Annotated in this window: 21 protein-coding genes; 7 read left to right on the forward strand and 14 right to left on the reverse strand. The window is 60.6% G+C overall.

The annotated features are described in order from the left end of the window. Positions 1 to 9: 9 nt before the first annotated feature. The 4 genes from DTI93_RS07590 to DTI93_RS07605 all read right to left on the reverse strand — a co-directional run bounded on the left by DTI93_RS07590 (position 10) and on the right by DTI93_RS07605 (position 4,543). A complete protein-coding gene (locus tag DTI93_RS07590) occupies positions 10 to 2,367 on the reverse strand; it encodes an ATP-binding protein (RefSeq protein ID WP_249080198.1) in 2,358 nt (785 codons plus the stop codon). 17 nt (positions 2,368 to 2,384) lie between these two features. Further along, positions 2,385 to 3,125 (reverse strand): helix-turn-helix domain-containing protein, encoded by a 741-nt coding sequence (locus DTI93_RS07595; protein ID WP_043558012.1) that lies wholly within the window; start codon positions 3,123 to 3,125, stop codon positions 2,385 to 2,387. Further along, positions 3,125 to 4,174 (reverse strand): tRNA dihydrouridine synthase DusB, encoded by a 1,050-nt coding sequence (dusB, locus tag DTI93_RS07600; protein ID WP_249080158.1) that lies wholly within the window; start codon positions 4,172 to 4,174, stop codon positions 3,125 to 3,127. The genes DTI93_RS07595 and dusB overlap by 1 nt, the downstream gene beginning before the upstream one ends. An 87-nt stretch (positions 4,175 to 4,261) precedes the next feature. Continuing rightward, the gene (locus DTI93_RS07605) at positions 4,262 to 4,543 is read right to left on the reverse strand and encodes a hypothetical protein (RefSeq protein WP_249080160.1); all 282 of its coding nucleotides are present in this window, start codon (positions 4,541 to 4,543) and stop codon (positions 4,262 to 4,264) included. 139 nt (positions 4,544 to 4,682) lie between these two features. On the opposite strand from DTI93_RS07605, the gene DTI93_RS07610 reads away from it, so the two are divergent. Both DTI93_RS07610 and DTI93_RS07615 read left to right on the forward strand, forming a co-directional pair. Further along, complete coding sequence (locus DTI93_RS07610; RefSeq protein ID WP_043558005.1) at positions 4,683 to 5,741, forward strand: quinone-dependent dihydroorotate dehydrogenase; 1,059 nt, start codon at positions 4,683 to 4,685, stop codon at positions 5,739 to 5,741. A gap of 30 nt (positions 5,742 to 5,771) precedes the next feature. Beyond that, the gene (locus DTI93_RS07615) at positions 5,772 to 7,298 is read left to right on the forward strand and encodes a glycosyltransferase family 2 protein (protein ID WP_043558002.1); all 1,527 of its coding nucleotides are present in this window, start codon (positions 5,772 to 5,774) and stop codon (positions 7,296 to 7,298) included. Positions 7,299 to 7,396: 98 nt separating this feature from the next. On the opposite strand, the gene DTI93_RS07620 is transcribed toward DTI93_RS07615, so the two are convergent. The 6 genes from DTI93_RS07620 to DTI93_RS07645 form a co-directional block, all read right to left on the reverse strand. Continuing rightward, positions 7,397 to 8,827 carry a sugar porter family MFS transporter gene (locus tag DTI93_RS07620; protein WP_043557999.1) on the reverse strand — a complete coding sequence of 477 codons (1,431 nt, stop codon included), beginning with the start codon at positions 8,825 to 8,827 and terminating at the stop codon, positions 7,397 to 7,399. A 115-nt stretch (positions 8,828 to 8,942) separates the two neighbouring features. Beyond that, positions 8,943 to 10,343 (reverse strand): sugar porter family MFS transporter, encoded by a 1,401-nt coding sequence (locus DTI93_RS07625; protein WP_052348889.1) that lies wholly within the window; start codon positions 10,341 to 10,343, stop codon positions 8,943 to 8,945. A gap of 191 nt (positions 10,344 to 10,534) precedes the next feature. Continuing rightward, the gene (locus tag DTI93_RS07630) at positions 10,535 to 11,056 is read right to left on the reverse strand and encodes a Fur family transcriptional regulator (protein ID WP_043558441.1); all 522 of its coding nucleotides are present in this window, start codon (positions 11,054 to 11,056) and stop codon (positions 10,535 to 10,537) included. A gap of 26 nt (positions 11,057 to 11,082) precedes the next feature. After that, positions 11,083 to 12,015: an RNase adapter RapZ gene (gene rapZ, locus DTI93_RS07635; protein ID WP_373364573.1), complete on the reverse strand. Its 933-nt coding sequence runs from the start codon at positions 12,013 to 12,015 to the stop codon at positions 11,083 to 11,085. Between the two features lie 96 nt (positions 12,016 to 12,111). Then, positions 12,112 to 13,860: a sensor histidine kinase gene (locus DTI93_RS07640; RefSeq protein ID WP_249080162.1), complete on the reverse strand. Its 1,749-nt coding sequence runs from the start codon at positions 13,858 to 13,860 to the stop codon at positions 12,112 to 12,114. Between the two features lie 59 nt (positions 13,861 to 13,919). Then, positions 13,920 to 14,696 (reverse strand): response regulator transcription factor, encoded by a 777-nt coding sequence (locus tag DTI93_RS07645; protein WP_081562832.1) that lies wholly within the window; start codon positions 14,694 to 14,696, stop codon positions 13,920 to 13,922. A gap of 367 nt (positions 14,697 to 15,063) precedes the next feature. On the opposite strand from DTI93_RS07645, the gene DTI93_RS07650 reads away from it, so the two are divergent. The 4 genes from DTI93_RS07650 (at position 15,064) to infC (ending at position 19,511) form a co-directional block, all read left to right on the forward strand. Continuing rightward, on the forward strand, positions 15,064 to 15,702 hold the full coding sequence (locus DTI93_RS07650) for a nucleotide exchange factor GrpE (protein WP_052348887.1): 639 nt from the start codon (positions 15,064 to 15,066) through the stop codon (positions 15,700 to 15,702). Between the two features lie 26 nt (positions 15,703 to 15,728). Beyond that, positions 15,729 to 16,688 carry a glycosyltransferase family 9 protein gene (locus DTI93_RS07655; protein WP_249080165.1) on the forward strand — a complete coding sequence of 320 codons (960 nt, stop codon included), beginning with the start codon at positions 15,729 to 15,731 and terminating at the stop codon, positions 16,686 to 16,688. 201 nt (positions 16,689 to 16,889) lie between these two features. Beyond that, on the forward strand, positions 16,890 to 18,836 hold the full coding sequence (gene thrS, locus DTI93_RS07660) for a threonine--tRNA ligase (protein ID WP_249080167.1): 1,947 nt from the start codon (positions 16,890 to 16,892) through the stop codon (positions 18,834 to 18,836). Between the two features lie 114 nt (positions 18,837 to 18,950). Beyond that, complete coding sequence (infC, locus tag DTI93_RS07665; protein WP_249080168.1) at positions 18,951 to 19,511, forward strand: translation initiation factor IF-3; 561 nt, start codon at positions 18,951 to 18,953, stop codon at positions 19,509 to 19,511. Positions 19,512 to 19,663: 152 nt separating this feature from the next. Here infC and metF read toward each other — a convergent pair whose 3' ends face one another. Together metF and DTI93_RS07675 are read right to left on the reverse strand one after the other, a co-directional pair. Then, entirely contained in the window at positions 19,664 to 20,542 is an 879-nt protein-coding gene (metF, locus tag DTI93_RS07670; protein WP_086442185.1) for a methylenetetrahydrofolate reductase [NAD(P)H], read from the reverse strand. Positions 20,543 to 20,568: 26 nt separating this feature from the next. Continuing rightward, positions 20,569 to 21,561, reverse strand: coding sequence for a metalloregulator ArsR/SmtB family transcription factor (locus DTI93_RS07675; RefSeq protein ID WP_227449691.1), 993 nt, complete (start codon positions 21,559 to 21,561; stop codon positions 20,569 to 20,571). A gap of 253 nt (positions 21,562 to 21,814) precedes the next feature. Here DTI93_RS07675 and metE point away from each other — a divergent pair, with 253 nt between their 5' ends. Continuing rightward, entirely contained in the window at positions 21,815 to 24,145 is a 2,331-nt protein-coding gene (gene metE / locus DTI93_RS07680) for a 5-methyltetrahydropteroyltriglutamate--homocysteine S-methyltransferase (RefSeq protein ID WP_103765300.1), read from the forward strand. 168 nt (positions 24,146 to 24,313) lie between these two features. Here metE and DTI93_RS07685 read toward each other — a convergent pair whose 3' ends face one another. Together DTI93_RS07685 and DTI93_RS07690 are read right to left on the reverse strand one after the other, a co-directional pair. After that, positions 24,314 to 24,868: an MliC family protein gene (locus DTI93_RS07685; RefSeq protein WP_249080170.1), complete on the reverse strand. Its 555-nt coding sequence runs from the start codon at positions 24,866 to 24,868 to the stop codon at positions 24,314 to 24,316. Beyond that, positions 24,858 to 25,388, reverse strand: a complete 531-nt coding sequence (locus tag DTI93_RS07690) for a hypothetical protein (RefSeq protein ID WP_043558433.1) — start codon at positions 25,386 to 25,388, stop codon at positions 24,858 to 24,860. The genes DTI93_RS07685 and DTI93_RS07690 overlap by 11 nt, the downstream gene beginning before the upstream one ends. Positions 25,389 to 25,464: the final 76 nt, after the last annotated feature.

Raw genomic sequence — 25,464 nt, forward strand, 5'->3', positions numbered from 1 at the left:
GGGATACCTTCATGCTTTGCTCACGCCCTCTGCTGCAAGCCCCCTGCCCACCAGCGGGAAGATGAGTGCCACCAGGGTGCCAGCCGTTCCCACATCTCCGGTACCGGCAAGCACCCGGCGCTCTTCCTCTGTCAGGGACCGCAGGTGCAGCCGCCCCTTATGGGCCTCCATCGCCCGGTGAACAATGGCCAGCCCCAGCCCGGTCCCCTTCTCCTTGTGGGTCACGTAAGGCTCTGTCAGACGCTGATGCTCCCCAGCGGGCAGCCCCACGCCGTTATCAGCCACACCAATGATTGCCGCTTCATCCTCAAGCGTCAAGCGGAGGACAATCCAGCCCAGCACGGGCTGGTCCACCCCCAGGCGCCGCCCTGTCATCAGGATGGCATCTGCTGCATTCTGTAGCAGGTTGATAAGAGATTGACCAATCAGGCGATGGTCACACCGCACCATGACCGGCCCACCAGCCGGGACATCCAGCCGATACGCTATCTCCGGATGGGCATTCTGCTGGAGGAACAGCGCCTCACGACACAGGCGGACAAGGTCATGCTCGGCCATCTCTGGCTGGGGCATACGGGCAAAGGATGAGAACTCATCCACCATGCGCCCGATATCCCCTACCTGCCGCACGATCGTGCTGATGAGCTGATCGTAGATTTCCGGATCGCTGGTAATCTCCCTGTAAAAACGCCGTCTCAGCCTCTCAGCCGCCAACTGGATGGGGGTCAGTGGATTCTTGATTTCATGGGCGATGCGACGGGCCACATCGGCCCAGGCGGCCTTGCGCTGGGCTACCTGAAGGAGGGTGATGTCATCAAAGGTGACAACATATCCCCCCCGGCCTTCATGCCCGTTCTGCTCCGCCACGGCAGAGACGAGCAGGGTTCGTCCGGCTCCGGCACCACCCCCGCCTCCCGGCCCACCCGGCGCCCGGGCACTTTCAGTATCGATCTGGATTTCAGCCCCATGCTCCTTCTCGGGATGCTCTTTCACAGCCTGAAGCAGAGTGGCGAATTCGGGCACATGATCGACCAGAGGGCACCCCTTGGCCTGTTCCAGGTCCCGCTGAAGAATGGAGGAGGCAGCCCGATTGGGAAGTTCGACAGTCTGGTCATGGTCCAGCCCGATCACACCGGCAGACACACCAGCGAGAACGGTCTCCGTGAAACGCCGCCGTTCGTCAATCTGGTCATAAGCCTGCATCAGCTCAGAACGCTGGCTGGCCAACTGGCTGGCCATCAGGTTGAAGGCACGGGAGAGGGCCACCAGCTCATCCTCACGAAGGCCACGGCTTTCCACAGGGACCCGTGCCGTCAGATCCCCCCGGGAAATGCGACGGGCTGCCCGGATCAGAAGGCTGAGGGGCCGGGTGATCCTGTTGGCCTGGGACAGACCGCTGAGCATTCCCACCGCCAGCACCAGCAGGCCCATCAACGCCAGAATCACGATGAGTGTCAGCTGGGTCTTGCCACGGTTGTTGAGCATCCGCTGATAATCCTGCACCAGCGTGTCTGTCCGTGTCATATGGTGGAGGATGTCCGGGTCCACTGGCCGGGTAATGACCAGCATGAGACCAGAATTGCCCCCCAGCGAGACAACCCCCCGCACCAGCTGCGCCTCTGGCTGGTCCAGAAGCACGACTTCTCCTGTTCTGGCCATGGCCGCCACAGACCGGGGCGGCAGCTCCTTTTCCGGGTCCCCCGCCCGGATGGCCATGAGCCCCCCCGTAGCGATGATCTTGTAGGTGATCGGATTGAAAATGATCGCATCATTCAGTCCCCGTTCCGTCACCTCATCTTCCAGCAGGGCCTGAAGGCGTGGCTGGTCGTGGAACAGGTCCGTCCCGTGGGCGAACATCTCATCGTTCTGGACTGTCAGAAGCGTGTTGGCCAGGGCAAAGGCCTCTGTCCTCGTATTCTCATTATGCTCCCGCAGATATCCTGCCGCTACGGAACGGGCCTCGCTCAGGGCCGTGTTGACCCGGTTTGAAAACCAGATCTCCACACCATAATGGAAGAACAGGGCCGAAAGGGCACCGACCATCAGTGTAGGCGCCACGGCCACCACGCCAAACAGCATGACAAGCTGGCTGTGCAGCCGGGCCCCGGCCTGCCCCATGCGCCGTGCGGCCAGCATCCGGCCGATCTGCCGTACCCCGGCAGCACCGATGAGCATGAGCGTGATGAAATCCAGCAGGAAAAGCAGGGCCTGCGCCCGTGGTACCCGGGCCAGTGAAACACCACCCGCAAGGACGATGAATGTCACGAACGTGAGGACCAGCGCCACGACCGTCAGCACCACCACGCCATCAGGGCTGGTCAGACGCCCGAGAGAGGCCCGCATCCTGCTGGCAAGACGTCTGATCATCACGGTATCTTTCCTGCTCAACGGTCCCCCGGCTTCGCTCCGGGCCGGGGGACAACGATATGAAGTTCCCTGATGCGCTTGCGCAGGGTGTTGCGGTTCAACCCCAGCAGAGCAGCGGCACGGAGCTGATTCCCACCCGTATGCTGAAGGGCCATGGTGATGAGGGGACGTTCCACTGCTCCCACCACGCTGCCATGCAGGTTGCAGCTGCCCGCCTCCAGCCCTGCCCGTACATAACTGCGCATGACCGGCTCGAACATCGCTGCCAGCCCCCCGCTCCGGTCACCGGAAAGAGCCCGCACGGCCCGCAGACGTTCCGGCCCGAGGCACTGCTCCATCGGCAGGGAAGCCAGCCAGTGCCGCAGGCCATCCTCCAGCCCTCCGTGACGCAACAGGGTCGCCTGGTCATGCCGGCTGGCCACCACGATACGCACGGCCTCCTCCCGCCGTGCCGGCGGCCTGTGGGCCAGAACAGCCGCAAAACGCTTCTGGAGTGTCGGGCACAGGCAATCCAGCTCATCCAGAAGAAGCGTGCCGCCACGGGCCTGCTCCAGCCAGCCATTGCCTGCCGTACCAAACAGCCGCTCCTCCCGCAGGGCACGGGGAACAGCCGTCAGCCCCGCAACGACAAAAGCTCCGCCTGCACAGGAACTGTGGGCGTGAATCCTCTGGGCCACGTCCAGACGCTCCTGCGAGCTGGCACCATGCAGGAACAACGGGCGCAGCGCACGGACTGCCCGGGCCGTCGGCTCACCCATCACGCCACATGCCGGGCAAGAGCCCCTTCCCGATCACGCACGATACCAGCCGCGATGGCGTCATCATAGAACCGCTCCAGCAGAGCAATGACAGCAGGAGCGGAATCCAGCCGGTTCACCTCCGCCCGGAATGCCGCCGACCCCGGAAGACCGGCGGAATACCAGGAGACATGCTTGCGGGCGAGGCGCAGGCCCGGTCGCTCCCCAAAATGGTCCATCATCATGTGATAATGTTTCAGGACAATCTCTTTCTCCGTTGCGAGATCGGGGTCTGGCACGTCCACGCCGCTCCGCAGGGACTGGGTCAGCTGGGCGAGGAACCAGGGCCGCCCATAGCAGCCCCGCCCCACCATGATGCCGTCCGCCCCCGAATCCGCCAGGGCCTGACGGGCCGAGGCCATGCTCACGATGTCACCATTGACGATCACCGGAAGCCTCACCGCCTCCTTGACCCTGCGGACAAACTTCCAGTCCGCCCGGCCATTGTAGAACATCTGGCGGGTCCGACCGTGCACCGTGATCATGCGGATGCCGACATCCTCGGCAATACGGGCCAGGGCAGGAGCATTGAGATGCTCATGGTCCCACCCCATCCGCATCTTCAGCGTCACGGGGACATCCACCGCCTTCACTGTCGCCTCCAGCAGGCGGGCGGCGAGAGCTTCATCCCGCATGAGGGACGATCCGGCCATCTGGCCGATGGCCACCTTCTTGACCGGACAGCCGAAATTGATGTCCACGACATCCGCACCACCCGCCACGGCGATCTTCGCTGCCTCTCCCATGGCCTGCGGGTCACACCCCGCCAGCTGTACGGCATTGACACCACCACCCCCGGCGCTGCGGGCCATGCTCAGGGTCCGTTCATTCTCTCGCACCATCGCCCATGAGGCGATCATCTCCGAAATGACAAGCCCCGCCCCCAGCTCTCTGGTCAGCCTGCGAAACGGCAGGTCCGTGACGCCGGACATGGGAGCGAGGATGACAGGGTCATCAATCACGCAGCCCGTCCCCAGAGTGATGGGCGGCAGAGGAATCGGCATTGGCATGGATACGGGATACCTGTCAGGTTTTCGTGGAGCAGACCGGGGCGGGATTCTACAGTTACGGCCTTCAAAGCGCAAATGGCGGCTGCCTCACCCCTGCCTGCGCCGCCGGGCCCGCCTCATGGAAAGAATCTCCCGGTCATGACGCTGTTCCCCAGCCGGTGTGACCTCAAAACGTCCGTCATCCCTCTGCCGGGCCAGCCCCATGCCAGCCAGCCGCAGTAGGCAGGACCGGTCCTTGAGAGAGGCCCGGAAATCGGGCATCCGCCCTTCCGGCGGGGGGCCGACCGGGCGGCCCGTTTCACCGCTCAGCACAAGCCGGTGCAGGGCCGAACGGCAGCAGGTTTCCAGGTACAGGTCATCCCAGCTCATGGCTCCGGCTCCCGTTTCATCGACATGGCGCAACTCCCTCTCTGCAAAGCCACACAACAGTCATCAATACCGCAAATTGTCTTGACAAGAACGACCATGCGTTCTGAAAGGTTCTTAACTGTCAGTAAGGGAAGAGTGAATGCTCGATATCGGAAAAACAGCCACGTGGCTTCTGCGCCGTCTCAACCCTGAAACTGCACATGAGCTTGCCATCCACAGCATTGCCCACGGCCTCGCCGGTCGCGGCAAACCCGATCATTCGGCCCTCCGGACGGAAGCTCTGGGGCTTTCCTTCCCCAACCCGATCGGCCTTGCAGCAGGGTTCGACAAGAATGCCCGGGCCGTGCGGGGGCTGGCCAGACTCGGCTTCGGCTTTGTGGAGACCGGCACGGTCACACCCCGGCCCCAGCCGGGCAATCCCCGGCCCCGCCTGTTCCGTCTGGTCGATGACCACGCCATCATCAACCGCATGGGCTTCAACAGCTGTGGGATTGACCGGTTCTGCCAGAACCTGACACCCCTTTTCCGCCCGGACGGGAATGGCACCGTAAAAGCCGCCGGTGTTCCGCTGGGAATCAATCTGGGCATCAACAAGACAGGGGCAGACCCGCTTGTGGACTACCCCGCCCTGGTAGGCCGGACGAAATCCTACGCCGATTATATCACCATCAACCTCTCCTCCCCCAACACCCCCGGCCTGCGGGACCTTCAGGCTACCGACATGCTGGCCCGCCTGCTGGATGCCATACAGACCGCCCATCCCGACCGCCCCCCTTTGCTGGTGAAGCTTGCCCCTGATCTTGAAGATGACGCCTATGGCCCCATCCTCCAGACGGCACTGGACGGTGGCGCTGATGGTCTCATTCTCACCAACACCACGCTGGCCCGTCCCGCCAGCCTGACGGACCCTCACCGTGAGGAGGCCGGAGGCCTCTCCGGTGCGCCACTGGCCGAACGGGCCCGCCATGTGCTCCAGCTCGTGAGCGACCTGAACAATGGCCGCCTCTGCCTCGTTTCTTCCGGCGGCATCGAAACCGGAAAAGACATTCTCGAGCGTCTGAAAATGGGGGCGGACCTCGTACAGGTCTACACGGCCTTCATCTACGAAGGGCCCGCCGTCCTCACCCGGCTGAAGCAGGAGCTGCTGCACGAGATGAGCCGCTCCGGTATCCGCACCCTCGCCTCTCTCCGGCGCTGAATCACCGTAACGCAGGGGCCACGTAGCACCATGAAGACTGCTCTGGTCGGCATCGTCAAAAACGAAGCACACGACATACTGTACTGGCTGGCTTGGCATGCCCTCCTCGGTGTGGACAGTTTCATCCTGTTTGATGATGATTCAGATGATGGCACGAGGGATCTCATCACGGCTGCCAGCCTGCACTGGGATGTGCGCCTTTTCCATATCCGTGAGCACAGCCTTGACCTGTCCAGCCAGGACCATGCAGAGCGCCAGAGACAGGTCTATCTCGATGCCCTGTCGGCCATTGCCATGGATGAACAGTCTTACGACTGGGTGGGTTTCCTGGATACGGACGAATATGTCAGGCTGTACGCCCACGAAACCCTGCCGGAATTTCTGGAATCATTGCCTGCCGATGCCGGTGCAGTAGCCCTGCACTGGCAGGTTTATGGCCATGACAACCACATCACGACACCCAGCCTGCCGCCTTTCCACAGTTTCAGCCGCCACAGCACGGCGGGAGAGGCCATCAACCGGCATGTAAAGAGCTTCATCCGCCCTCATTGCTGGAAGAAAGGCAAATGGGTCAATGTCCATTATTTTGCGCTGGCTGAAGGGCGTTATGTCACCTCATCCGGTGCGCCTGTTGCCTGGTCTGCCGTACCCGGCATTACGGTAGGGTATCCTGACTGGGCTGTTGCCAGCCTGATGCATTTCCAGCGGCGCAGTCTGGAACAGTTCGTCAAACGGGTCCTCAACCGCAAAGACCTCCAGCTCACCCTTTCAGACCACCAGCTGGCCCAATGGAACGACATTGAAGACACGGTCCCCCGTGAAAAGACGTCGGACGTTCTGCGCTGGGTCAGGCCGGTCATCACGGCAGGGGCCATGACCGTGCTGGAAGAGATGCGACGTCAGCACCCTCCCATCCCCGGCCTGACTCCCCCCTCAACCCGGCAGAATCCGGCTGGCTTCCGGGTCTTTTCCCTGCATCCGAAGGATGCCCGCCATCCCGGTCTCGTCAATGATCTGCTCCAGGACCTTGGCAGTGCCGAGCAGCAGGGGGGTGAGTTCCAGCTTTTCCTGATCCAGAGCCTGATCCATCCCGAAGCCGCCTTTCTGTTCGGCCTGGATGAAAAGGACAGGATACGGGACTTCTTCATCCTGCATGATGGCCGCCTCACCGGCCTGCCCCGCTACGACATCCTGCCTGTCATCGAACAGACCGCCATTGCCCTGAGGCAGCATGGGGGCCAGAAACGTTTTCTCTGCTCTCCTCCCACGGAACCAATGGCGCCTGACAGGCAGGCCGTCAGCCTTTGGGAATGTTTCATCACCATTCCTCAGGAGACCACACCCTCAGGGGCCTCCTGGTTGAGCCTGTCGCCCTTCAACCTGCTGGAGATGGCTCTGGGCGCTCCAACCTTCACGCTGGACACCATTTCCACCCTGACAGCCATCGACCGGGAAACCACCGTATGGCTTCTCCCTCTTCTGGCCCTCCATTTACAGGCGCCACAATACAGGGAACTGCACAGCCATCTGGGCGCCCTGGCCCCCTTCATCCTGTAAGAACAGGGGAGCAGGCCCATTCCCTTCATTGAAAAAGGCTCACCAGTCCTCTGGTGAGCCTTTTTTCTCTTCGTGCCAGACAGGCTGACCGCCATGGCTCAGCGCCCAAGTTTGCGCAGCTTCACACCACTCATCAGCCGTTCTTCAATCTTGGCCAGAGACATGCCTTTGGTCTCCGGCACGTACAGATATGTCAGACCAATGAAAATGAAGTTCAGAACGGCCAGAAGCCAGAACGTGCCAGAGGCCCCAAAGGCCTCCATCAGCGGCAGAAAGCTGACACTCACGCCCATATTGGCCAGCCAGTTCATCAGGGTAGAAGCGGACATGCCGAAATTGCGCCCCTGAATGGGCTGGATCTCTGCACACAGCACCCACATGAGCGGCCCCGCCGACATGGCATGACCGGCGCAGAAAACCATCAGCACGAACACGGCGATCATCTGGGAAGCCTGCTCCGCCATACCCTCATGCAACAGGGCTGCAAGAGCCCCCATTGTCAGCGCCATGACGGCAAAACCGACATAAAGAATGGGCTTGCGGCCCCAGCGGTCCACCAGACCAACCGCCACGAACGTGGCCAGCATGTTCACCAGCCCGATGATGGCCGTACACCAGACCTGCGCATGTGTATCAAAATGGGCAGCCTGCAGAATCTTCGGAGCATAAAACATGACGATATTGATGCCCGCCAGCTGCTGCATGGCCTGAAGGCCAATACCCAGCAGCACGGAACGACGGAAATTGCTGTTGCGCTTCAGCAGTGCCCACCCTTCCTGTTTCGTTTCCAGCTGCTGGCGGATGGCCTGAATCTCCTTGGCGGCCTCCAGCGGGTCATCCCGCAGGTCCAGCAGGATTCTCCGCGCCTCCTTGTGGCGGCCTTTCATCACCAGCCAGTGCGGACTGTAAGGCAGGAACAGAACCCCGATAAGAAACAGCGTTGCCGGGAAGGCTGCAAAAGCAAACATGCTCCGCCAGCTGCCACGATAGGAAAAATAGGCATCAGCCAGAAAAGCCACGAATATGCCGATCGTCAGCATGAGCTGGTAGGTGGAGATCATCGCACCACGGGTATCTTCACTGGCAATTTCAGAAAGATAGAGCGGCGCCGTAAAGGCGGACAGCCCGATGGCATAGCCCATCACAACCCGGAAGGAGATCATGGAGGCGACAGACCAGCTCAGGAAGCAGCCCAGTGCCCCAATCACGAACACTGCGGCCCCGCAGATCAACGCCCGCTTGCGCCCGACCTTCTGGGCCAGCTTGCTGGCACTCACCGAGCCAAGGGCCGCACCGGCCATCATGGCACTGACAACCCATGAGAGCGCCAGTGTGGAAGGATGAAACTCCCGGGAAAACAGATCCAGCGCACCGGAAACCACGCCGATATCAATACCAGACATCAGCCCCGCAAGGGCCGCAACACCACCAATGACAAGAATCTTGAATTTCGTGGGATCGAAAAATGACGCATCGTCATCATCGCCTGTCCCTGGGGATACAGAACGGGGATCAACTTCATCTACCATGTAAAGGGCGCAACCTCCCTGATGCAGACCAGCCCCACCAGCCAGACACGAAACCGGGCAGAAGAGACGGACTGTCCCTCCTGCCCGGCAGTGCATGAACAGGGCTGATCTTCAATCAACTACCAAGATCACGCAATTTTACACCACTCATGAGGCGCTTCTCAATAGTTTCCAGCGAAACATCCTTTGTTTCTGGAACGAAGAGATAAAGTAACACGACACAGATGGCGTTGAATCCGGCAAACAGCCAGAAAGTATTGGGGCCGCCAATCAGCTCCAGCACACTGAGGAATGTCGTGCCGATAAGAAGGTTGCTCAGCATGTTTGTCCCGGTAGAGATGGAGATACCAAGGCTGCGCCCTGCGGCAGGCTGGATCTCCGAGCAGATGACCCACATGAGCGGCCCGGCGGACATGGCGAACCCACCCACGAAGATGATGATCATGCCAAGAGCCAGAAGCTGAAGAGCAAGGGTCGTCGTCCCGTACCACAGCAGGAAGGCAAGAATGGCCATGCTGGCTGCCATGCTGGCATACCCGGCATAGAGGATCGGCTTGCGGCCCCAGCGGTCGGAATAACCAACGGCCACAAATGTCATCAGCACGTTCACAAGGCCGATCAGCGCCGTACACCACATCTGGGCCTCAAGGCTGAAATGGGCTGTCTCCAGAATACGCGGGGCGTAGTACATGATGATGTTGATGCCAGCGAACTGCTGCATGACCATCAGCAACATGCCCAGTCCGAGGGAACGGCGGTAGTTGCTGTTGGTCCGCAGCAGCTTCCAGCCCTCTTCCTTGGTCTGCAACTGCTCGCCAATGGCCTTCAGCTCCTGCCGGGCCTGGGACGGCGCATCACGCAGCTTTGTCATCGTCTCCAGAGCCTCTTCCTCACGGCCCTTGAGCATCAGCCAGCGTGGGCTCTGCGGCAGGCAGAGGAAAATCACCAGAAACACGACAGCCGGCACGGCCTCTACCACCATCATGGAGCGCCATGCACCGGAGGGGGCGAACCAGCTGTTGGAGAAGAAGGCCAGGAAAATACCGATCGTCTTGAGCAGCTGGTACAGCGAGACCATGGCACCACGCTGTTCCGTCCGGGCTACCTCGGAAAGATAAAGTGGCGTGCAGAAGTCGGAAAGGCCCATGCCCATGCCCACCAGCACACGGCAGATGATCATCATGGTGATGGACTGGGAAGCCGCACAGCCAGCCGCCCCTATGGAGAAGAAAGCCGCAGCGGTCGTCAGCGTGTATTTGCGGCCCAGACGCTGGGTCAGCTGTCCCCCTGTCAGGGCGCCAATCGTGGCGCCGACAAGCATACCCCCAACAATCCACTCCAGCGCCACGGTGGAGGCATGGAACTCGATACCAAACGGCCTCAGCACACCGGAAATTACCCCGATGTCCATACCGCACATCAGCCCCGCCAAAGAGGCAAGAATGCAGATGAAAAGCACTCTCCGCCTGGCAGCGGGATCCACAGCAGACCGTGGAGATTCAGCTGTCCCGTTCATAACAATCGGACCTTTATTACTGGAGGGAAAACTCCCTGAAGAGAATCTTCCATATCATAAAAAACAATTTAACCTACGCACCATGACTGACCAGAGGATCACAGTTCTGAGAGGTCGCATAACTCCCTGATCTACCTGATCTTTCAGAAAGACAAACCATATGTCTGCATGGCAGGAAAACAGGGCAGGCCTTAATTTTCCCTTACCTTCCTTTCTCCGGCGCAACGGGCACAGACTCCCTCAATCTCCACCGTGGCGGCCTCAGCCCGAAACCCCTGCCCCCGGGCAGACTGCAACAGCACCGCCGCCACAACATCCTGCTCCAGCTCCTGCACCTGACCACAGCTCCGACAGATCAGGAACTGGGCCCTATGGGCACCCCACGCACCATGGGACGTGCAATGTTCTTCACAGTCCAGCCGGTGATGACAGCCCACAAAGGCGCTCAGGCGCTCTATCCGGTGGATCAGCCCCTGCTCCAGCAGAAAATCCAGAGCCCGATAGACGGTCGGCGGCACGGCCCTTGGCTGATAGGCCCGCAAAAGGGAAAGAATATCGTAAGCGCCCAGCGGTCTGGTTTCCGAAAGAACAAGTCCCAGAACCAGGCGGCGGACCGGGGTCAGTTTCTGCCCGTGATGTCGGCACCAGCAAGTGGCCTCTTCCAGCCGGGCCATGACATCCCGGCTGAACGCCGGCCCGCCCGGTTCCTCCATCCTGTCCGGCTTCCCATGCGCCGCCTTCATGCCGTACCATCCAATGGTGGCACGGCCCAGCGGCATGAGGCCAGTCCGTTGCGGGCCAGCTCCCGATGCAGCACCATCACCGGGGCCCGAAGCTCCCCGATCATCGGGTCGGCTGCCAAGTCCTGTGCCAACGCCTCCACGACCGTGACGGAACGATGCCGCCCCCCGCTACAGCCAACAGCAATGGTGACGTATTTTTTCCCTTCCTGCGCAAAACGGGGCAACACGGTCTGCACCAGCCCCAATACATGGCTGTAAAAAGGCTGGTAGAACGGATCCGCCTTCACATACTCCGCCACGCTGGCCTCCAGCCCCGTATGGGGCCGCAGCTCCTCATCATAATGCGGATTTCTCAGGAAACGGGCATCCAGCACGATATCTGCCTCCCGCGGCAGACCTGCCGGATAGGCAAAAGACATGAGTGCCACGGACAGCATGGTCCCAACCCCGGCACTGAAACGGGCCTCGATCATCTGGCGCAAGTCCGGCAGGGGCAGGTCACTGGTATCTATCACGAAATCAGCCACGGCCCGCAGCGGTTCCAGCAGTCCGGCCTCCTGCTCCAGCGCAGGGCGCAGGCCACCTTCCCCGGCGAGAGGATGGCGCCGCCTTGTGGCGGTGAACCGGCGCAGCAGGACATCATAATCCGCCGTGGCAAAAACCAGCTGAGCCGAGCAGTCTGGTTCACGACGGGCCAGTGTCAGAAAATCCACGATCCGATGGGCATCAAACCCCCGGCTGCGCACGTCCACCCCGATGGCCAGACGGGACCCTGTCCGGGTAATCAGCGCCTCAAACAGGTCCAGCGGCGGATTGTCCACCACCTCGTAATCAAGGTCTTCCAGCATATGAAGGATGGAGGCCTTCCCGGCGCCGGAAAGACCCGTCACCAGAACAATACCCCGTGAAGACCGGCCCTGCATCCTCATACCCATGACCTGTTTCCCTGCATCACGCTGGCGGAACTGCCAGCGCAGTGGAGCATATCACAGTCTCCAACCCACAAGAAACAGACCCCCGCCTGCCTACTCCGGAACAGGCGGAAGTGCCGCAGCCGTAAAGCGGGGCAGACGGATGACAAAGCGGGCCCCACAGATGCAGCTCTGCTGGGTTTCCGGATCCAGCTCTTCCCGGTTCTCTGCGTGCAGGGTTCCCTCGAAGGCCAGAATGATCTGCCGGCTGATGGCCAGCCCCAGGCCGGAATGCTTCCCGAAATTCTCCCCGGGGGGACGTTCCGAGTAAAAGCGCTCAAATATGCTGTCCAGCTTTGCAGGCGGTATGCCAGGCCCGTCATCCTCCACGGCAATCTCTATGGTCGGGCCACCGGGGTAGATGGTGCCATCTTCGGCCAGCTTCGGCAGCCCCTTCATGACACGGACAGCAAGCCGGATGATACCATCCGGCGGGGAAAAGGACTTCGCATTGCCGATCAGATTATGCAGGACCTGGACAAGCCCATCCCGCCCGACCATCACATTGAGGGGTTCTTCCCCTTCCGGAATGGACAGCACCAGCCTGGCAGCATGCTCCTTGCGAGTGGCCTGGTTCACCTCGACAAACAGCTCCAGCAGCGCCACGACATCAACCACCACACGCCCGCCCCGCTTGAGCTCTCCCTCAACCCGGCTGGCAAAGGAAATGTCCGCTATCAGCCGCTCCAGCCGCTGGACATCCCGCCCGAGGATACCAAGCAGCCGGTCCCGGGCCTGAACATCCGCAATGCGGGGCAGGGTATCCAGAGCCGAGCGGATGGAAGACAGCGGATTCTTCAGCTCATGGCTGACTTCCGATGCAAAACGTTCCACATCATCCATTCTGGCCCACAGGGCCAGTGCACTCTCCCGCAGGGTCCGGGCGAGTTCACCAATCTCATCCCGGCGGCTGAGCAGAGCATAGGGCAGACCATCCACCCGCCCCTGCCCGGGCTCACGCATCTCCCGCGACCGCACGACAAGGCGACGCAAGGGCCGGGACAGTGTCATCGCAAAATACCACGACAGCAGGACGGCAGCTCCCATGCTCATCAGCATCATGATGACGATGACCCATCGCACCTTGATGATGGCCCGGTCGATATCCGCATTGTGACGGGTCAGCTGAAGGACGCCGACCGTCTCCCCATTCACCACGACGGGCGCCACAACGGTCATGACCAGCTCATGCTGGGCAGTCTGCCGAATATAGGGTGGCAGGTCCTCCCGGGCACTGAGATGGACATCCTCACCCGTATCCTGCCCGAAATTCTGTGATGTCGTCGAATTGTCCAGAGGGACATCCCCCTCTCTGGTCCTGAGAGGAATCAGGGACAGGACCCAGCCATAAATACGGTCAACCACATTGACATTCGGCTGCCAGCGGGTGCCGGATGCCGTCAGGACGCCGCCCCTGGCGCTTTCTGTCAGCAAGGACCCGTTGGGCGCATAAAGCCGGACCTGCGCATTGCGGCTGAAACGGATCATGTCATCCAGAAAAAGGTGGGCCACCTTCGTATCCAGCTCGACCTCCCCGCTTTCAGGATCGACCTTCTGCGCCTGCTGAAGAACAGAGGCATAAATGCGGGCCTGCTCCCGCAGGCTATCCACACTGTCATTCAGCAGCGTGTTGCGTACCTCATTGATGGAAAGAAGCAGCCCCCCCATGAACAGCAGCGGCAGAAAATTGACCAGCAGAAGCCGGCTCGTCAGCGGCGAAACCCAGCGCCGCAGCCGCACGGCACGCAGATATTCCCAGGTGCTCCGCAGGGGGCTTATCAGCTCGTCATGCCCGGTAATCATGACAGAACCCTGCCAGTGCCGACAGACATGATCTCTCCAGGGCAGGCCATAGGATCACCTCACTCCCGATAGCGGTACCCGACACCGTAAAGGGTCTCGATATGATTGAAACATTCATCCACCCGACGGAACTTCTTGCGGACCCGTTTGATGTGACTGTCGATCGTACGGTCATCAACATAAATGCTGTCCCCATAAGCCGCATCAATCAGCTGGTCGCGGGATTTCACCAGCCCCGGACGCACGACAAGTGCCTTGACGAGCAGAAACTCGGTAACTGTCAGCGCCACCTCCTGACCATTCCAGAGGCACTGGTGCCGGGCTTCATCCAGCGCCAGCGCACCGCGGACCAGGATGCTGCTGCTTGCCCCAGCCTCCCCCGTGATTTCCGCCTGACTGACCTCATGCCGACGCAGCAGGGCACGGATCCGCTCCACCAGCAGGCGAACAGAAAAAGGCTTGGTAATATAATCATCCGCCCCCAGGCGCAGCCCCATGAGCTGGTCCATCTCTTCATCCTTGGAGGTCAGGAAAATGACAGGCAGGCTGCTCGAACGCATGCGCAGCCGACGCAGAAGCTCCATCCCGTCCATGCGGGGCATCTTGACATCCAGCACCGCCAGGGATGTCGAGCGGGACAGGATACCCTGCAGGGCACTTTCCCCATCCGTATAGACATGAACCGTGAAACCCTCGGCCTCCAGCGTCATCTGAACAGATGTCAGAATGTTCCGGTCATCATCCACCAGGGCAATGACCGGAACCTGCTGGGCCTTGGAACCATGTTTCTCTTCCGTGTGAGACGGAACCACGGGAGGGAAAGTGGTCTTCTTCATGCAAACTCCTGTGCCTTGCAACATAACAAGCAACAAAAAAATCTCAACACAAAGTTAAGACTGTTTACAGCAAATATTAACAGGAAGACGACTGCCAACACATGCCACTATTCTGACAACATTATACATTGAATCCCGGTAATTCCGCTAGCCCATTATGTAAATTGTGTTTTTTTACGCTGCCATCCAAAATTCAGCGCCACCCTTCCCCAGCACTACCTCCCCCCTTGCTTTTGCCGCATGGGACACTATCTCCTAGAGGCACGAAAGGAGCGCATCCTGCCACTGCAATCACGAAAACCCGAAAGGGCATAGTGAGTCGAGTCCGCAGGAAATGTGCTCACGAAGACGGAAACAGGGTCACGATATGACAGAACAGACTTCTCATACCGACATGCCACAGACCGATACCACACAGCACGAAGCCCAGCCGCACAACACGGCATCCCAGGCCGAGGCGCATGAGGCTCACGCTACGGAAGAACAGGCCGGGACCGGCACTGCCGAGGAGCGCATTGCCGCCCTTGAAGAGAAACTGGCTGAGATGGAAGACCGCTGGAAGCGCTCCGAAGCGGACAACCAGAATCTCCGTGCCCGCCACAAGCGCGAGATTGAAGACACCCGCCATTACGCCGTTCAGAAATTCGCCCGTGATGTCGTCGAAGCCGCCGAGAACCTGCACCGTGGCCTGTCCGCCCTGCCCCCGCATGAAGAGGGCGAGGATGCCCTGATCACCCGCCTGCGGGAAGGATTCGAAGGGACAGAGCGCTCCTTCCTCTCCATTCTGGAACGGAATGGCATCACCAGACTGGACCCGACACACGGACCGTTTGATGCCAACCTGCATCAGGCCATGCAGGAGCAGGAAGTCGACCACCTTCCGCCCAACCATGTCGTGCAGGCATGGACGCCAACATGGATGCTGAAAGACCGCCTGCTGAAGCCAGCCATGGTCATCGTCTCCAACGCTTCCTCAACGGGTCAGCCTCCCGAAAAGAAGGACTGATTCCCGGAACGATCACCCGGAGCCTCATGCCGCAGAAGATACTGATCATCCGTCATGGTGCTCTGGGAGATCTCTTTCAGGCGTTTGGAGCCTTTGCCTCCATCCGTCATGCTTTCCCCCACGACCATGTCACTCTCCTGACAGCCAGTCCCTATCATGATCTGGCCTCGTGCTGCCCGTGGTTCGATGCCATCGCCACGGATGACCGGCCTCCCTTCACCAATCTGCGCCACTGGCTGAAAATCCGCCACATCCTGCGACAGATGGACATGGTGTTTGACCTCCAGAATTCCGGCCGGACAGCCCGCTATTTCCATCTTGTCCGCCCCGGCACTGTTTGGTCCGGCCAGAACAGGCGGGCCAGCCTGCCCCATCTCAATCCACAGGCCCGCCAGATGCACACGCTCGTGCGGCAGGCCGATCAGCTCCGGGCGGCTGGACTCCCTTCCCTGCCCCGTACCGTCCCGGAATTTCTCAAGAACCGAGGCCCATACCTGCCCGCCCCCTATGCCGTGCTCGTGCCCGGGGCCGCACCACACCGCCCGGCGAAACGCTGGCCTGCCCTCCATTTTGCCACGCTGGCACAGGCTCTCGACACGTGGGGCTGCCAGCCCGTCATCATCGGCAGTACGGCGGACCGCCCACTGGCAGACATCATCTGCTCCCGGGTTCCGCAGGCACTGGACCTGACAGGCCGGACGGACCTTCCCGCTCTGGCCGGGCTGCTCCACCGTGCCCTGCTCTGCATAGGCAATGACACCGGCCCGCTGCACATGGCCGCCACGATGGACTGCCCAACCCTGACCCTCTTTTCCGCCGACAGTGACCCGAGACGCTGTGCCCCCCTCAGCATCACGCCCGGGCAGAGCCGGGTACTGGACTGCCCCGACCTCTCCACCCTGCACCCTGAACGGGTTCTCAGACTGCTGGAAGACTGGGGCCGACCCCTCATGCAGGCCCGCCTGACGCTTCAGGGGCATGGTTGATCGACAAAACGTGACCAGCCGACCCTGCCCCGAAAACTGGCAGGAACCGGCAAAAAACCGCCCTTTCTCCATCTGGCTGCATATTAGGGCTTGCAGGACAGCGCCATAAAAGGCCATTTTCGCCCCCATCTCTGTCTGCTGCGCCTTTCCTTTCATACAAGGGCAGCATCCTCTTCTGACCAACAACCAAGGAGTTCCTCCATGCCCGCCATTACCCTGCCCGATGGAAGCATTCGCACCTTCGATGGGGCAGTGACCGGGACAACCATCGCCGAGGCCATCGGGCCGGGTCTCGCCCGTGCCGCCATGGCCATGGAAGTTGATGGCAAAGCCGTGGACCTTGGTTTCACGATCAGCAAAGACAGCACCGTCCGCTTCATCACCCGCAAGGATGATGACGTGCTGGAGATGATCCGCCACGATGCCGCCCATGTCATGGCCGAGGCCGTGCAGGAGCTCTGGCCGGGAACGCAGGTCACCATCGGCCCGAGCATCAAGGATGGTTTCTATTACGACTTCTTCCGGGACAAAACCTTCACACCAGCCGACTTTGAAGCCATCGAGGCCAAGATGGCCGAGATCATCACACGGGGCGATGCCTTCACCCGTGAGGTGTGGGACCGGGACGAGGCCATTGCCTTCTTCGAGAAACGTGGTGAAAAGTTCAAGGCCGAGCTGATCCGGGACCTGCCGGAAAGTGAGGAAATCTCCATCTACCGTCAGGGCGAATGGCTGGACCTCTGCCGTGGGCCACACCTCCGCAGCACGGCGGATGTCGGCAACGCCTTCAAGCTGATGCGGGTGGCCGGGGCCTACTGGCGTGGTGACCACCGCAACCCCATGCTGACCCGCATCTACGGCACGGCATGGCGGGACAAGAAGGAACTGAAGGCCTATCTCCTACGGCTTGAGGAAGCCGAAAAGCGGGACCATCGCCGCATCGGCCGGGACATGGACCTCTTCCACATTCAGGAAGAGGCAGTCGGCCAGATTTTCTGGCACCAGAAGGGCTGGCGCCTCTACACGGCGGTGCAGGATTACATGCGCCGTGCCCAGAACCGGAATGACTATCAGGAAGTCCGCACCCCGCAGCTGGTGGACCGGACCCTCTGGGAAGCCTCCGGCCACTGGGACAAGTACCGTGAGCACATGTTCATCGCCACGGTGGAGGATGAGGACAAAACCCTCGCCCTCAAGCCGATGAACTGCCCCTGCCATGTGCAGATTTTCCGTCACGGCCTGCGCTCCTACCGTGAACTGCCACTGCGCATGGCGGAATTCGGCGCCTGCCACCGGTACGAACCGTCCGGCTCCCTGCATGGCATCATGCGGGTGCGGGGCTTCACGCAGGATGACGCCCACATTTTCTGCACGGATGACCAGATCGCCGAAGAAACGGCCCGTTTCGTCACCATGCTGGGCGAGGTCTACAGGGATTTCGGCTTCGAGAGTTTCCGTGTGAAATTCTCCGACCGTCCCGAAACCCGTGCCGGGTCTGACGAGGTGTGGAACCGGGCCGAGGGGGCCCTCAAGCGGGCCTGCGAAATGGTCGGCGTGGAGTATGAGCTGAATCCCGGTGAAGGGGCCTTCTATGGTCCGAAACTGGAATTTGTCCTGACCGATGCCATCGGGCGTGACTGGCAGTGTGGCACACTCCAGGTGGACTACGTCCTGCCGGAACGGCTGGATGCCTCCTACATCGGCGAGGACAGTGCCCGCCACCGCCCTGTCATGCTGCACCGTGCCATCCTTGGCAGCTTCGAACGCTTCCTGGGTATCCTGATCGAACAGTATGCAGGCAAGTTCCCGCTCTGGCTGGCCCCGACGCAGGTTGTGGTAGCCAGCATCGTCACCGATGCCGCCGATTATGCGCTGGAAGTCACCGAACGTCTGCGCAAGGCCGGTCTTCATGCCGAGGCGGATGTCCGCAATGAGAAGATCAACGCTAAGGTGCGTGAGCACAGTCTGGCCCGGGTGCCGGTCATGCTCGTGGTCGGCCGCCGGGAAGCGGAAGAAGGCACTGTCAGCGTCCGCCGTCTTGGTGAACAGGCACAGAATGTGATGGCTGCCGATGAGATCATCGCCGCACTGGTAGAGGAAGCCACACCGCCGGATATCCTGCGGGCTGCCTCCCGGAAAACGGCCTGATCTCTCCTGCGTCTGCCCCCTTGCACCATACCGGTGCGGGGGGTATGAATCTGAACAGGTAGTTTGAGTCCCGTTGCTCTTTCATCAGTGATGGGGCCACAGCATCAACAGGAGATGACCATAGCTAGACCGCCGTTTCACGCCGCCCCGAACCGCGATGGGCCACGTGTCAATGAAGAGATCCGGGTGCCGCAGGTACGTGTTATCGACGCCGAAGGCGAAATGATCGGCATCATGCCGACGCGTGAGGCTCTTTCCCGTGCTTTTTCTGAAGGACTGGACCTGCTGGAAATCAGCCCGACGGCGGAGCCCCCGGTTGCGAAGATCCTCGATTACGGCAAGTTCAAGTACGAACAGCAGAAGAAACGTAACGAAGCCCGCAAGAAGCAGAAGGTCATCGAGATCAAGGAAGTGAAGGTCCGCCCGGGTACGGGTGAGCACGACTTCCAGACCAAGGCCAAGGCCGTCCGCGCCTTCCTGGAGGAAGGTGACAAGGTCAAGGTTTCCCTGCGCTTCAAAGGGCGTGAAGTGGCCCATCAGGACCTCGGTGCCAAGATGATGCATCGCATCCGTGAGTCCGTGGAAGATATTGCCAAGGCCGAACAGATGCCTCGCCTTGAGAATCGCCAGATGATCATGATTCTGGCCCCGAGCAAGCAGCGGGACACCAAATGATGTTTCCAGCCACCCTGTCCTGAAGGTGGCTTGAGACATGCTCCATGAAAACCCCCGGTCCTGCATGGCAGAGCCGGGGGTTTTTACCTTCATGACCCCCACGTTGCAGCGCCCCTCCGGTGAAGAAGGAGCGCATGAATACGGGAACACCCTCAGGCCACGTTCTCCACCAGAGCATGGCAGCGCTGGCGGCCCAGCAACGTGCAGAGAGTTGACGTGGGTGCGCTCTGATTGAGCGTGTAGAAATGGAAATGCTCCACCCCTTCATCTCTCAGACGCTGGCAGATGCGGTCTGTCACCACGGCACTCAGGCGGGAGCGGATCGGAGCCAGATCATCCACCCCCTCAAACAGGGCTTTGAGTTCCTCCGGCACGGAGGCACCGCACATCCGGGCAAAGCGCCATGCCTGCGACGCCCGACCTATGGGCAGGATGCCCGGCACGATGGGCCTGGTGATTCCTGCCTTCACGGCACGATCCCGAAAACGCAGAAAACTCTCGGGGTTGAAAAAAAACTGCGTGATGGCCCTGTCTGCCCCGGCATCAAACTTCTCCTTGAGATGATCGATGTCTGACTGGGACGACTCCGCTTCCGGATGAGTCTCCGGATAAGCTGCGACAGAAATCTCGAAAGGAGCAACCTTCTTCAACCCCGCCACGAGGTCTGCTGCATAGCGGTAGCCCTGCGGGTGTGGCACGTAGGGCGTTGCCGCCGCCCCTTTTGCCACCGGCGGATCCCCCCGCAACGCTACGATATGCTTCACTCCATTGTCCCAATAGGCTCTGGCCACATCGTCCACCTCTCCCCGGGACGCATTGACGCAGGTCAGATGCCCCGCAAGAGGAGTCGATACCCTGGCCGACATCTGCCGCAAGGTCTCCAGAGTCCGTTCCCGTGAGGAACCGCCTGCCCCATAGGTGACAGACATGAAGCGGGGCTCATAAGCCGTGAGCCGCTGGGCGACACGCAGCAGAGCTGCGGATTTTTCATCCGTTTTCGCCGGGAAGAATTCAAATGAGACCTCAGGCATGATGCCAGTTCCTTTTACATACGGTTCTACGTAACCCTTGATTGCTGATCCAACGGCAAGCGGCCCATCCAGAGCTTCACCGTCAATTCTCCATCGAGAGAGACAGGGGGGTCTGCTTCCAGCCCTGCCGCCTCGAACCATTGTTTCATGCGGTCATCACTGAAGCCGAGATACATGTGGGCATCCCGTGTGCGGAGTTCCTCACGGTCATGCAGGGCAAAATCCACCACCAGCAGACGCCCGCCAGGGCTGAGAATCCGGGCCGACTCGGCAATGACGGCGGCCGGGTGCTGCGCATAACGCAGCGCCTGATGCAGAATGGTCAGATCAGCCGAGCCTGCAGCCAGTGGCAGGGCATAGAAATTGCCCTGCCGCAGCTTGATCTCTTCTCCATCCGCCGTCCGGTTCTCTTCCAGCTTGACCCGGGCCAACCTCAACATGGAGGGGCTGCGGTCAAACCCGATGGCGCTTTCACACTGCGGGGCCAGAAGCTCGAGCATGCGCCCTGTCCCCGTCCCGATATCCACAACACGCCCGAGCGGTCCATCACCCACCAGTTTCACGATGGCCGACTCGACAGATTCTTCCGAAACATGCAGGGAGCGAATCGCATCCCACTCCGCTGCATGAACCTCAAACCAGTCCTCGGCCTCACCCATGCGGACATTCCGCACGGCCTGGAGGCGTTGCCGGTCCGCCCGGCCCATCTCGTCATCATCCTCCTCGTGATAACGCCGCCAATGGTCCAACGCTGCAAAAATGGGCTCCAGGTCATTCTCGTCCCCGAGGGCAAGAAAAACCCAGCTTCCTTCCTTGCGGCGCTCCACCAGTTCGGCCTCCGCCAGCACCTTCACATGCCGGGAAACCCGCGGCTGGCTCTGGCCCAGAACCTGGGCCAGTTCGCCAACTGACAACTCCATTTCGCGCAGCAGGCGCAAAATTCTCAGACGCGTCGGCTCTGCAAGAGCCTGAAAGATTATAAGAGCACGATCCATGCAGACTATATATAATGACTTCATTATATATGCAATATCTGTTGACACATTTAAAAAGCCCTGTCACTTCTGGTTCCCGAAGCACAGCCCGGCCTGTCTCCCCACCCCGTGCAGGAGATGGACCGGACGCGTTTCCCGGCTGCCTCCCAGAGGCAGTCCCGATCTCATCGGTGGGGCAGATACCGCCCGCCCGTTTGCCTTTCTCCCCCGGCGGCACATCCCGCAGGGTGGTGGAAGGCAAATGGAACGGTGCCCACCCAACGCCAGGAGGCATGTCATGACCGTACGCGTCGCAACACTGGGCTTTCCCCGTATCGGTGGTCGCCGTGAACTGAAAAAGGCTCTGGAAAGTTTCTGGGCTGGCAACAGCAGCGAGGCCGAGCTGCTCCAGACCGCCGCCAGCCTCCGCAAGGAGAACTGGACCCGCCAGAAGGAGCAGGGAGCGGACATCATCCCCTCCAACGATTTCTCCCTCTATGACCATGTGCTGGATACCAGCGCCCTGGTCGGAGCCGTGCCGGATATCTATGGCCACAAGGGTGGCAAGGTGGACCTCACCACCTATTTTGCCATCGCCCGTGGCCGTCAGGTCGCCGGTGGGGAAGAGGCCGGGGACCATGCCCACGACTGTTCCTGTCATCACCATGCCGCCACCGATGTTCCCGCTGCGGAAATGACGAAGTGGTTCGACACGAACTATCACTACCTCGTGCCGGAATTCAAAGAAGGGCAGAGCTTCAGCCTCTCTTCCACCAAGATCATTGACGAATACAGGGAAGCCAAGGCCCAGGGCATCGAGACACGCCCTGTCCTGCTGGGGCCGGTAAGCTTCCTGCTGCTGGGCAAGGCCCACGGTGCAGCCTTCAACAAGCTGGACCTGCTGCCGGGGCTGCTCTCCGTCTATACCGAGGTGCTGCGTGAGCTGCGTCAGGCTGGGGCCGAATGGGTCCAGATTGATGAGCCGACCCTGGTGCTGGACCTTGATGATGCCACCCGCAAGGCTTTTGCCCTGGCCTATCAGAGCCTCACCAGTGCCGTTCCTGACATCAGGCTGCTGCTGACGACCTATTTCGGCGGGCTGGGTGACAATCTGGAGACAGCCCTGTCCCTGCCGGTTCATGGCCTGCATGTCGATCTGGTCCGTGCCCCGCACCAGCTGGAGGACGTTGTTGCCAAGGCACGCCCGGACCTGCTGCTCTCCCTCGGCGTGATTGATGGCCGGAACATCTGGAAGGCCGACCTTTCCAGAATTCTGAAGCACATCGCTCCGGTTGCCGCCAAGCGTGACATCATCGTGGCCCCGTCCTGCTCCCTGCTGCACACGCCGATTGATCTGGAGCGTGAGACGCAGCTGGATGCCGAGGTGAAGAACTGGCTGGCCTTTGCCGTGCAGAAGATTGCCGAACTCGCCACCATCGCCAAGGCCCTCAACGAAGGCCATGAGAGCGTGAAGGCCGTTCTGGACGCCTCCGATGCTGCTGCCGAGAGCCGCCGCACCTCCACACGCATCCATAATCAGGATGTGAAGAAGCGTGCCGCCCAGAAGGATGCCAAGCTGACACAGCGTCAGTCCGCCTTCCCTGTCCGCCAGAAGGCGCAGGAAGAGGCCCTGAGGCTGCCGCTCTTCCCCACCACCACCATCGGCTCCTTCCCGCAGACGAAGGAAGTGCGTCAGGCCCGTGCCCGCCACGCCAAGAAGGAACTCTCCACGCAGGATTACGTGGCCTTCCTCCAGAAGGAGACGGCATCCGCCATCAAGTGGCAGGAAGAAGTCGGGCTGGACGTCCTCGTGCATGGCGAGTTCGAGCGCAACGACATGGTGCAGTATTTTGGTGAGAAGCTTTCAGGCTTCGTCTTCACCAAACATGCCTGGGTGCAGTCCTACGGTTCCCGCTATGTCCGCCCGCCCATCATCTTTGGTGATGTCTCCCGCCCGGCAGCCATGACGCTCGACTGGTGGCAGTATGCACAGTCCTGCTCCAGGAAGCCGGTCAAGGGAATGCTGACAGGCCCGGTCACGATCCTGAACTGGTCCTTCGTCCGTGACGATCAGCCACGCTCGGAGACATGCCGCCAGATCGCCTTCGCCATCCGTGACGAAGTGCAGGACCTGGAGAAGGCTGGCTGCCCCGTCATCCAGATTGACGAAGCCGCCCTGCGTGAGGGTCTCCCCCTGCGCCGCAAGGACTGGCAGCATTATCTGGACTGGGCCGTGGAAAGCTTCCGTGTCACGGCCAGCGGCGTGCAGGACAAAACGCAGATCCACACCCACATGTGCTACTCCGAGTTCAACGACATCATCCAGGCCATCGCCGACATGGATGCTGACGTGATCTCCATCGAGACGGCACGCTCCAAGATGGAACTGCTGGAAGCCTTCACCGATCACAAATACCCTGCCGAGATCGGCCCGGGCGTGTATGACATCCACTCCCCCCGTGTTCCGTCCGTCGAGGAAATGGTCGAGCTGCTGCGTGCGGCAGAGAAGAAGGTTGCCCGCCGCCAGCTCTGGGTGAACCCGGATTGCGGCCTGAAGACCCGCAACTGGAAGGAAGTCCGCCCGGCCATCACCAACATGGTCAAGGCTGCCGAGATCCTGCGTGGCTGATGGCTGAAAGAGATGGAATCCGGCTTCGTTACCTAGCACGATCCATCCAATGAAGCCGGGTTCCGGGGGGCGATTTAAAACAGTCTCCCCCACATGGAAAGGGCTCCCTCTCTGGGGAGCCCTTTTCTGTATTTCCGCTTCCATTGCTGCAGGGCATCTGCCCCATGCTCAATGATCAGCCGTTTTCCCACCGGAAGGGACGACATGGCAGGAAAAGAACACATCATCCTTCCCCTCACGGGCAAACGTGACCTCATCACCCTTCGACCACCAGCTATAGCTGCCTGCCACATATTTGGCACCATCAGCCGCCACGACATTGGAAAACACCAGCACACGACCATCCACGGGCAGAATGGCCAATGCCATGATATCTGCTGTCAGATAGGTCACCGTGAAACGGCCAGCAGGCAGGGAAGTCCGCAGGGACCGGACATCATCACCCGCCTTCTTCTCATCCAGGCTGCATGTATAATCGACATCCTGCCGCCCCACGACCTCATCGGCCGGCAGGGGAATCAGGAGATGATTCTCGGCCTTCCGGGCTGGGACGGCCTTTTTGCGGGATGATGGACTAGGCTTTCTGTCCTGTACCGGTGCGACAGACTGAGCCTGGAGAGACGCAGCCGTTTCATCACCTGCCACGGCCTCATGCCCCCCAGTCCAGACCACGCCCAGCAGCAGCCCACACAGGGAGGCTACCTTCATCCGGTCATATGCCATCAGTCACGACTCCTCTCAGTTCGACACGACGTCTTGCGGCCCTGCGTTCTTCCTCCGGCGGACGGGGCTGACAGGCCATGAAATACAGACCCGTCACAAACGCCAGCTGCGACAGCAGGCCCAGACGGTTCCACAACCATGTGGCCGGAGAAGACGGAGCCATGAAAACGGATATGGTCTCATAGACCAGAAAGGCCAGACAGATCAGCCGCAGGCTGCGCATCAGCGGGCGCAGGGGATTGAGCGTGTTCGGCCTCACCAATGGGCGGAACCGCTGGAAGCCGACAAACAGCACGATACTGCACAGAAGTACCAGAACGGACTGGACACTCTCGCTGATGGAGGCCCCGTACATCAGCAACGGTGCCAGAAGGCAGGCAAACTGGAGAACGACGGACCCAAGCTCAAAATTGATGCCGATGCTCCAGGCAGACATGGCACCCGGCAGACGGTCCGCAACGGGCTGGAACAGCCTGTCCAGAATGAAATCATCCAGTGCCTGAAGAACCCCCTCCTTCATCCTGTCTCCTTTTCTCTGATACCATGCCATCTTGGCGTGGCCTGACTCCTAGCCGGGAGTATAACAGAACACACCC

The organism is Parasaccharibacter sp. TMW 2.1884 (assembly GCF_023337695.1).
GTDB classification, from domain to species: Bacteria; Pseudomonadota; Alphaproteobacteria; order Acetobacterales; family Acetobacteraceae; genus Bombella; species Bombella apis.

Bases quoted from the DNA above. Each gene is read 5' to 3' on its own strand.
- DTI93_RS07615 (WP_043558002.1), top strand. From the start codon at position 5,772: ATGAAGACTGCTCTGGTCGGCATCGTCAAAAACGAAGCACACGACATA.
- DTI93_RS07590 (WP_249080198.1), bottom strand. From the start codon at position 2,367: ATGATCAGACGTCTTGCCAGCAGGATGCGGGCCTCTCTCGGGCGTCTG.
- DTI93_RS07630 (WP_043558441.1), bottom strand. From the start codon at position 11,056: ATGGAGGAACCGGGCGGGCCGGCGTTCAGCCGGGATGTCATGGCCCGG.
- DTI93_RS07650 (WP_052348887.1), top strand. From the start codon at position 15,064: ATGACAGAACAGACTTCTCATACCGACATGCCACAGACCGATACCACA.
- DTI93_RS07655 (WP_249080165.1), top strand. From the start codon at position 15,729: ATGCCGCAGAAGATACTGATCATCCGTCATGGTGCTCTGGGAGATCTC.
- DTI93_RS07675 (WP_227449691.1), bottom strand. From the start codon at position 21,561: ATGAAGTCATTATATATAGTCTGCATGGATCGTGCTCTTATAATCTTT.
- DTI93_RS07645 (WP_081562832.1), bottom strand. From the start codon at position 14,696: ATGAAGAAGACCACTTTCCCTCCCGTGGTTCCGTCTCACACGGAAGAG.
- DTI93_RS07625 (WP_052348889.1), bottom strand. From the start codon at position 10,343: ATGAACGGGACAGCTGAATCTCCACGGTCTGCTGTGGATCCCGCTGCC.
- rapZ (WP_373364573.1), bottom strand. From the start codon at position 12,015: ATGAGGATGCAGGGCCGGTCTTCACGGGGTATTGTTCTGGTGACGGGT.
- thrS (WP_249080167.1), top strand. From the start codon at position 16,890: ATGCCCGCCATTACCCTGCCCGATGGAAGCATTCGCACCTTCGATGGG.
- DTI93_RS07610 (WP_043558005.1), top strand. From the start codon at position 4,683: ATGCTCGATATCGGAAAAACAGCCACGTGGCTTCTGCGCCGTCTCAAC.
- DTI93_RS07640 (WP_249080162.1), bottom strand. From the start codon at position 13,860: ATGATTACCGGGCATGACGAGCTGATAAGCCCCCTGCGGAGCACCTGG.
- DTI93_RS07595 (WP_043558012.1), bottom strand. From the start codon at position 3,125: ATGGGTGAGCCGACGGCCCGGGCAGTCCGTGCGCTGCGCCCGTTGTTC.
- metE (WP_103765300.1), top strand. From the start codon at position 21,815: ATGACCGTACGCGTCGCAACACTGGGCTTTCCCCGTATCGGTGGTCGC.
- DTI93_RS07620 (WP_043557999.1), bottom strand. From the start codon at position 8,827: ATGGTAGATGAAGTTGATCCCCGTTCTGTATCCCCAGGGACAGGCGAT.
- DTI93_RS07685 (WP_249080170.1), bottom strand. From the start codon at position 24,868: ATGGCATATGACCGGATGAAGGTAGCCTCCCTGTGTGGGCTGCTGCTG.
- infC (WP_249080168.1), top strand. From the start codon at position 18,951: ATGACCATAGCTAGACCGCCGTTTCACGCCGCCCCGAACCGCGATGGG.
- metF (WP_086442185.1), bottom strand. From the start codon at position 20,542: ATGCCTGAGGTCTCATTTGAATTCTTCCCGGCGAAAACGGATGAAAAA.
- DTI93_RS07690 (WP_043558433.1), bottom strand. From the start codon at position 25,388: ATGAAGGAGGGGGTTCTTCAGGCACTGGATGATTTCATTCTGGACAGG.
- DTI93_RS07605 (WP_249080160.1), bottom strand. From the start codon at position 4,543: ATGAGCTGGGATGACCTGTACCTGGAAACCTGCTGCCGTTCGGCCCTG.
- dusB (WP_249080158.1), bottom strand. From the start codon at position 4,174: ATGCCAATGCCGATTCCTCTGCCGCCCATCACTCTGGGGACGGGCTGC.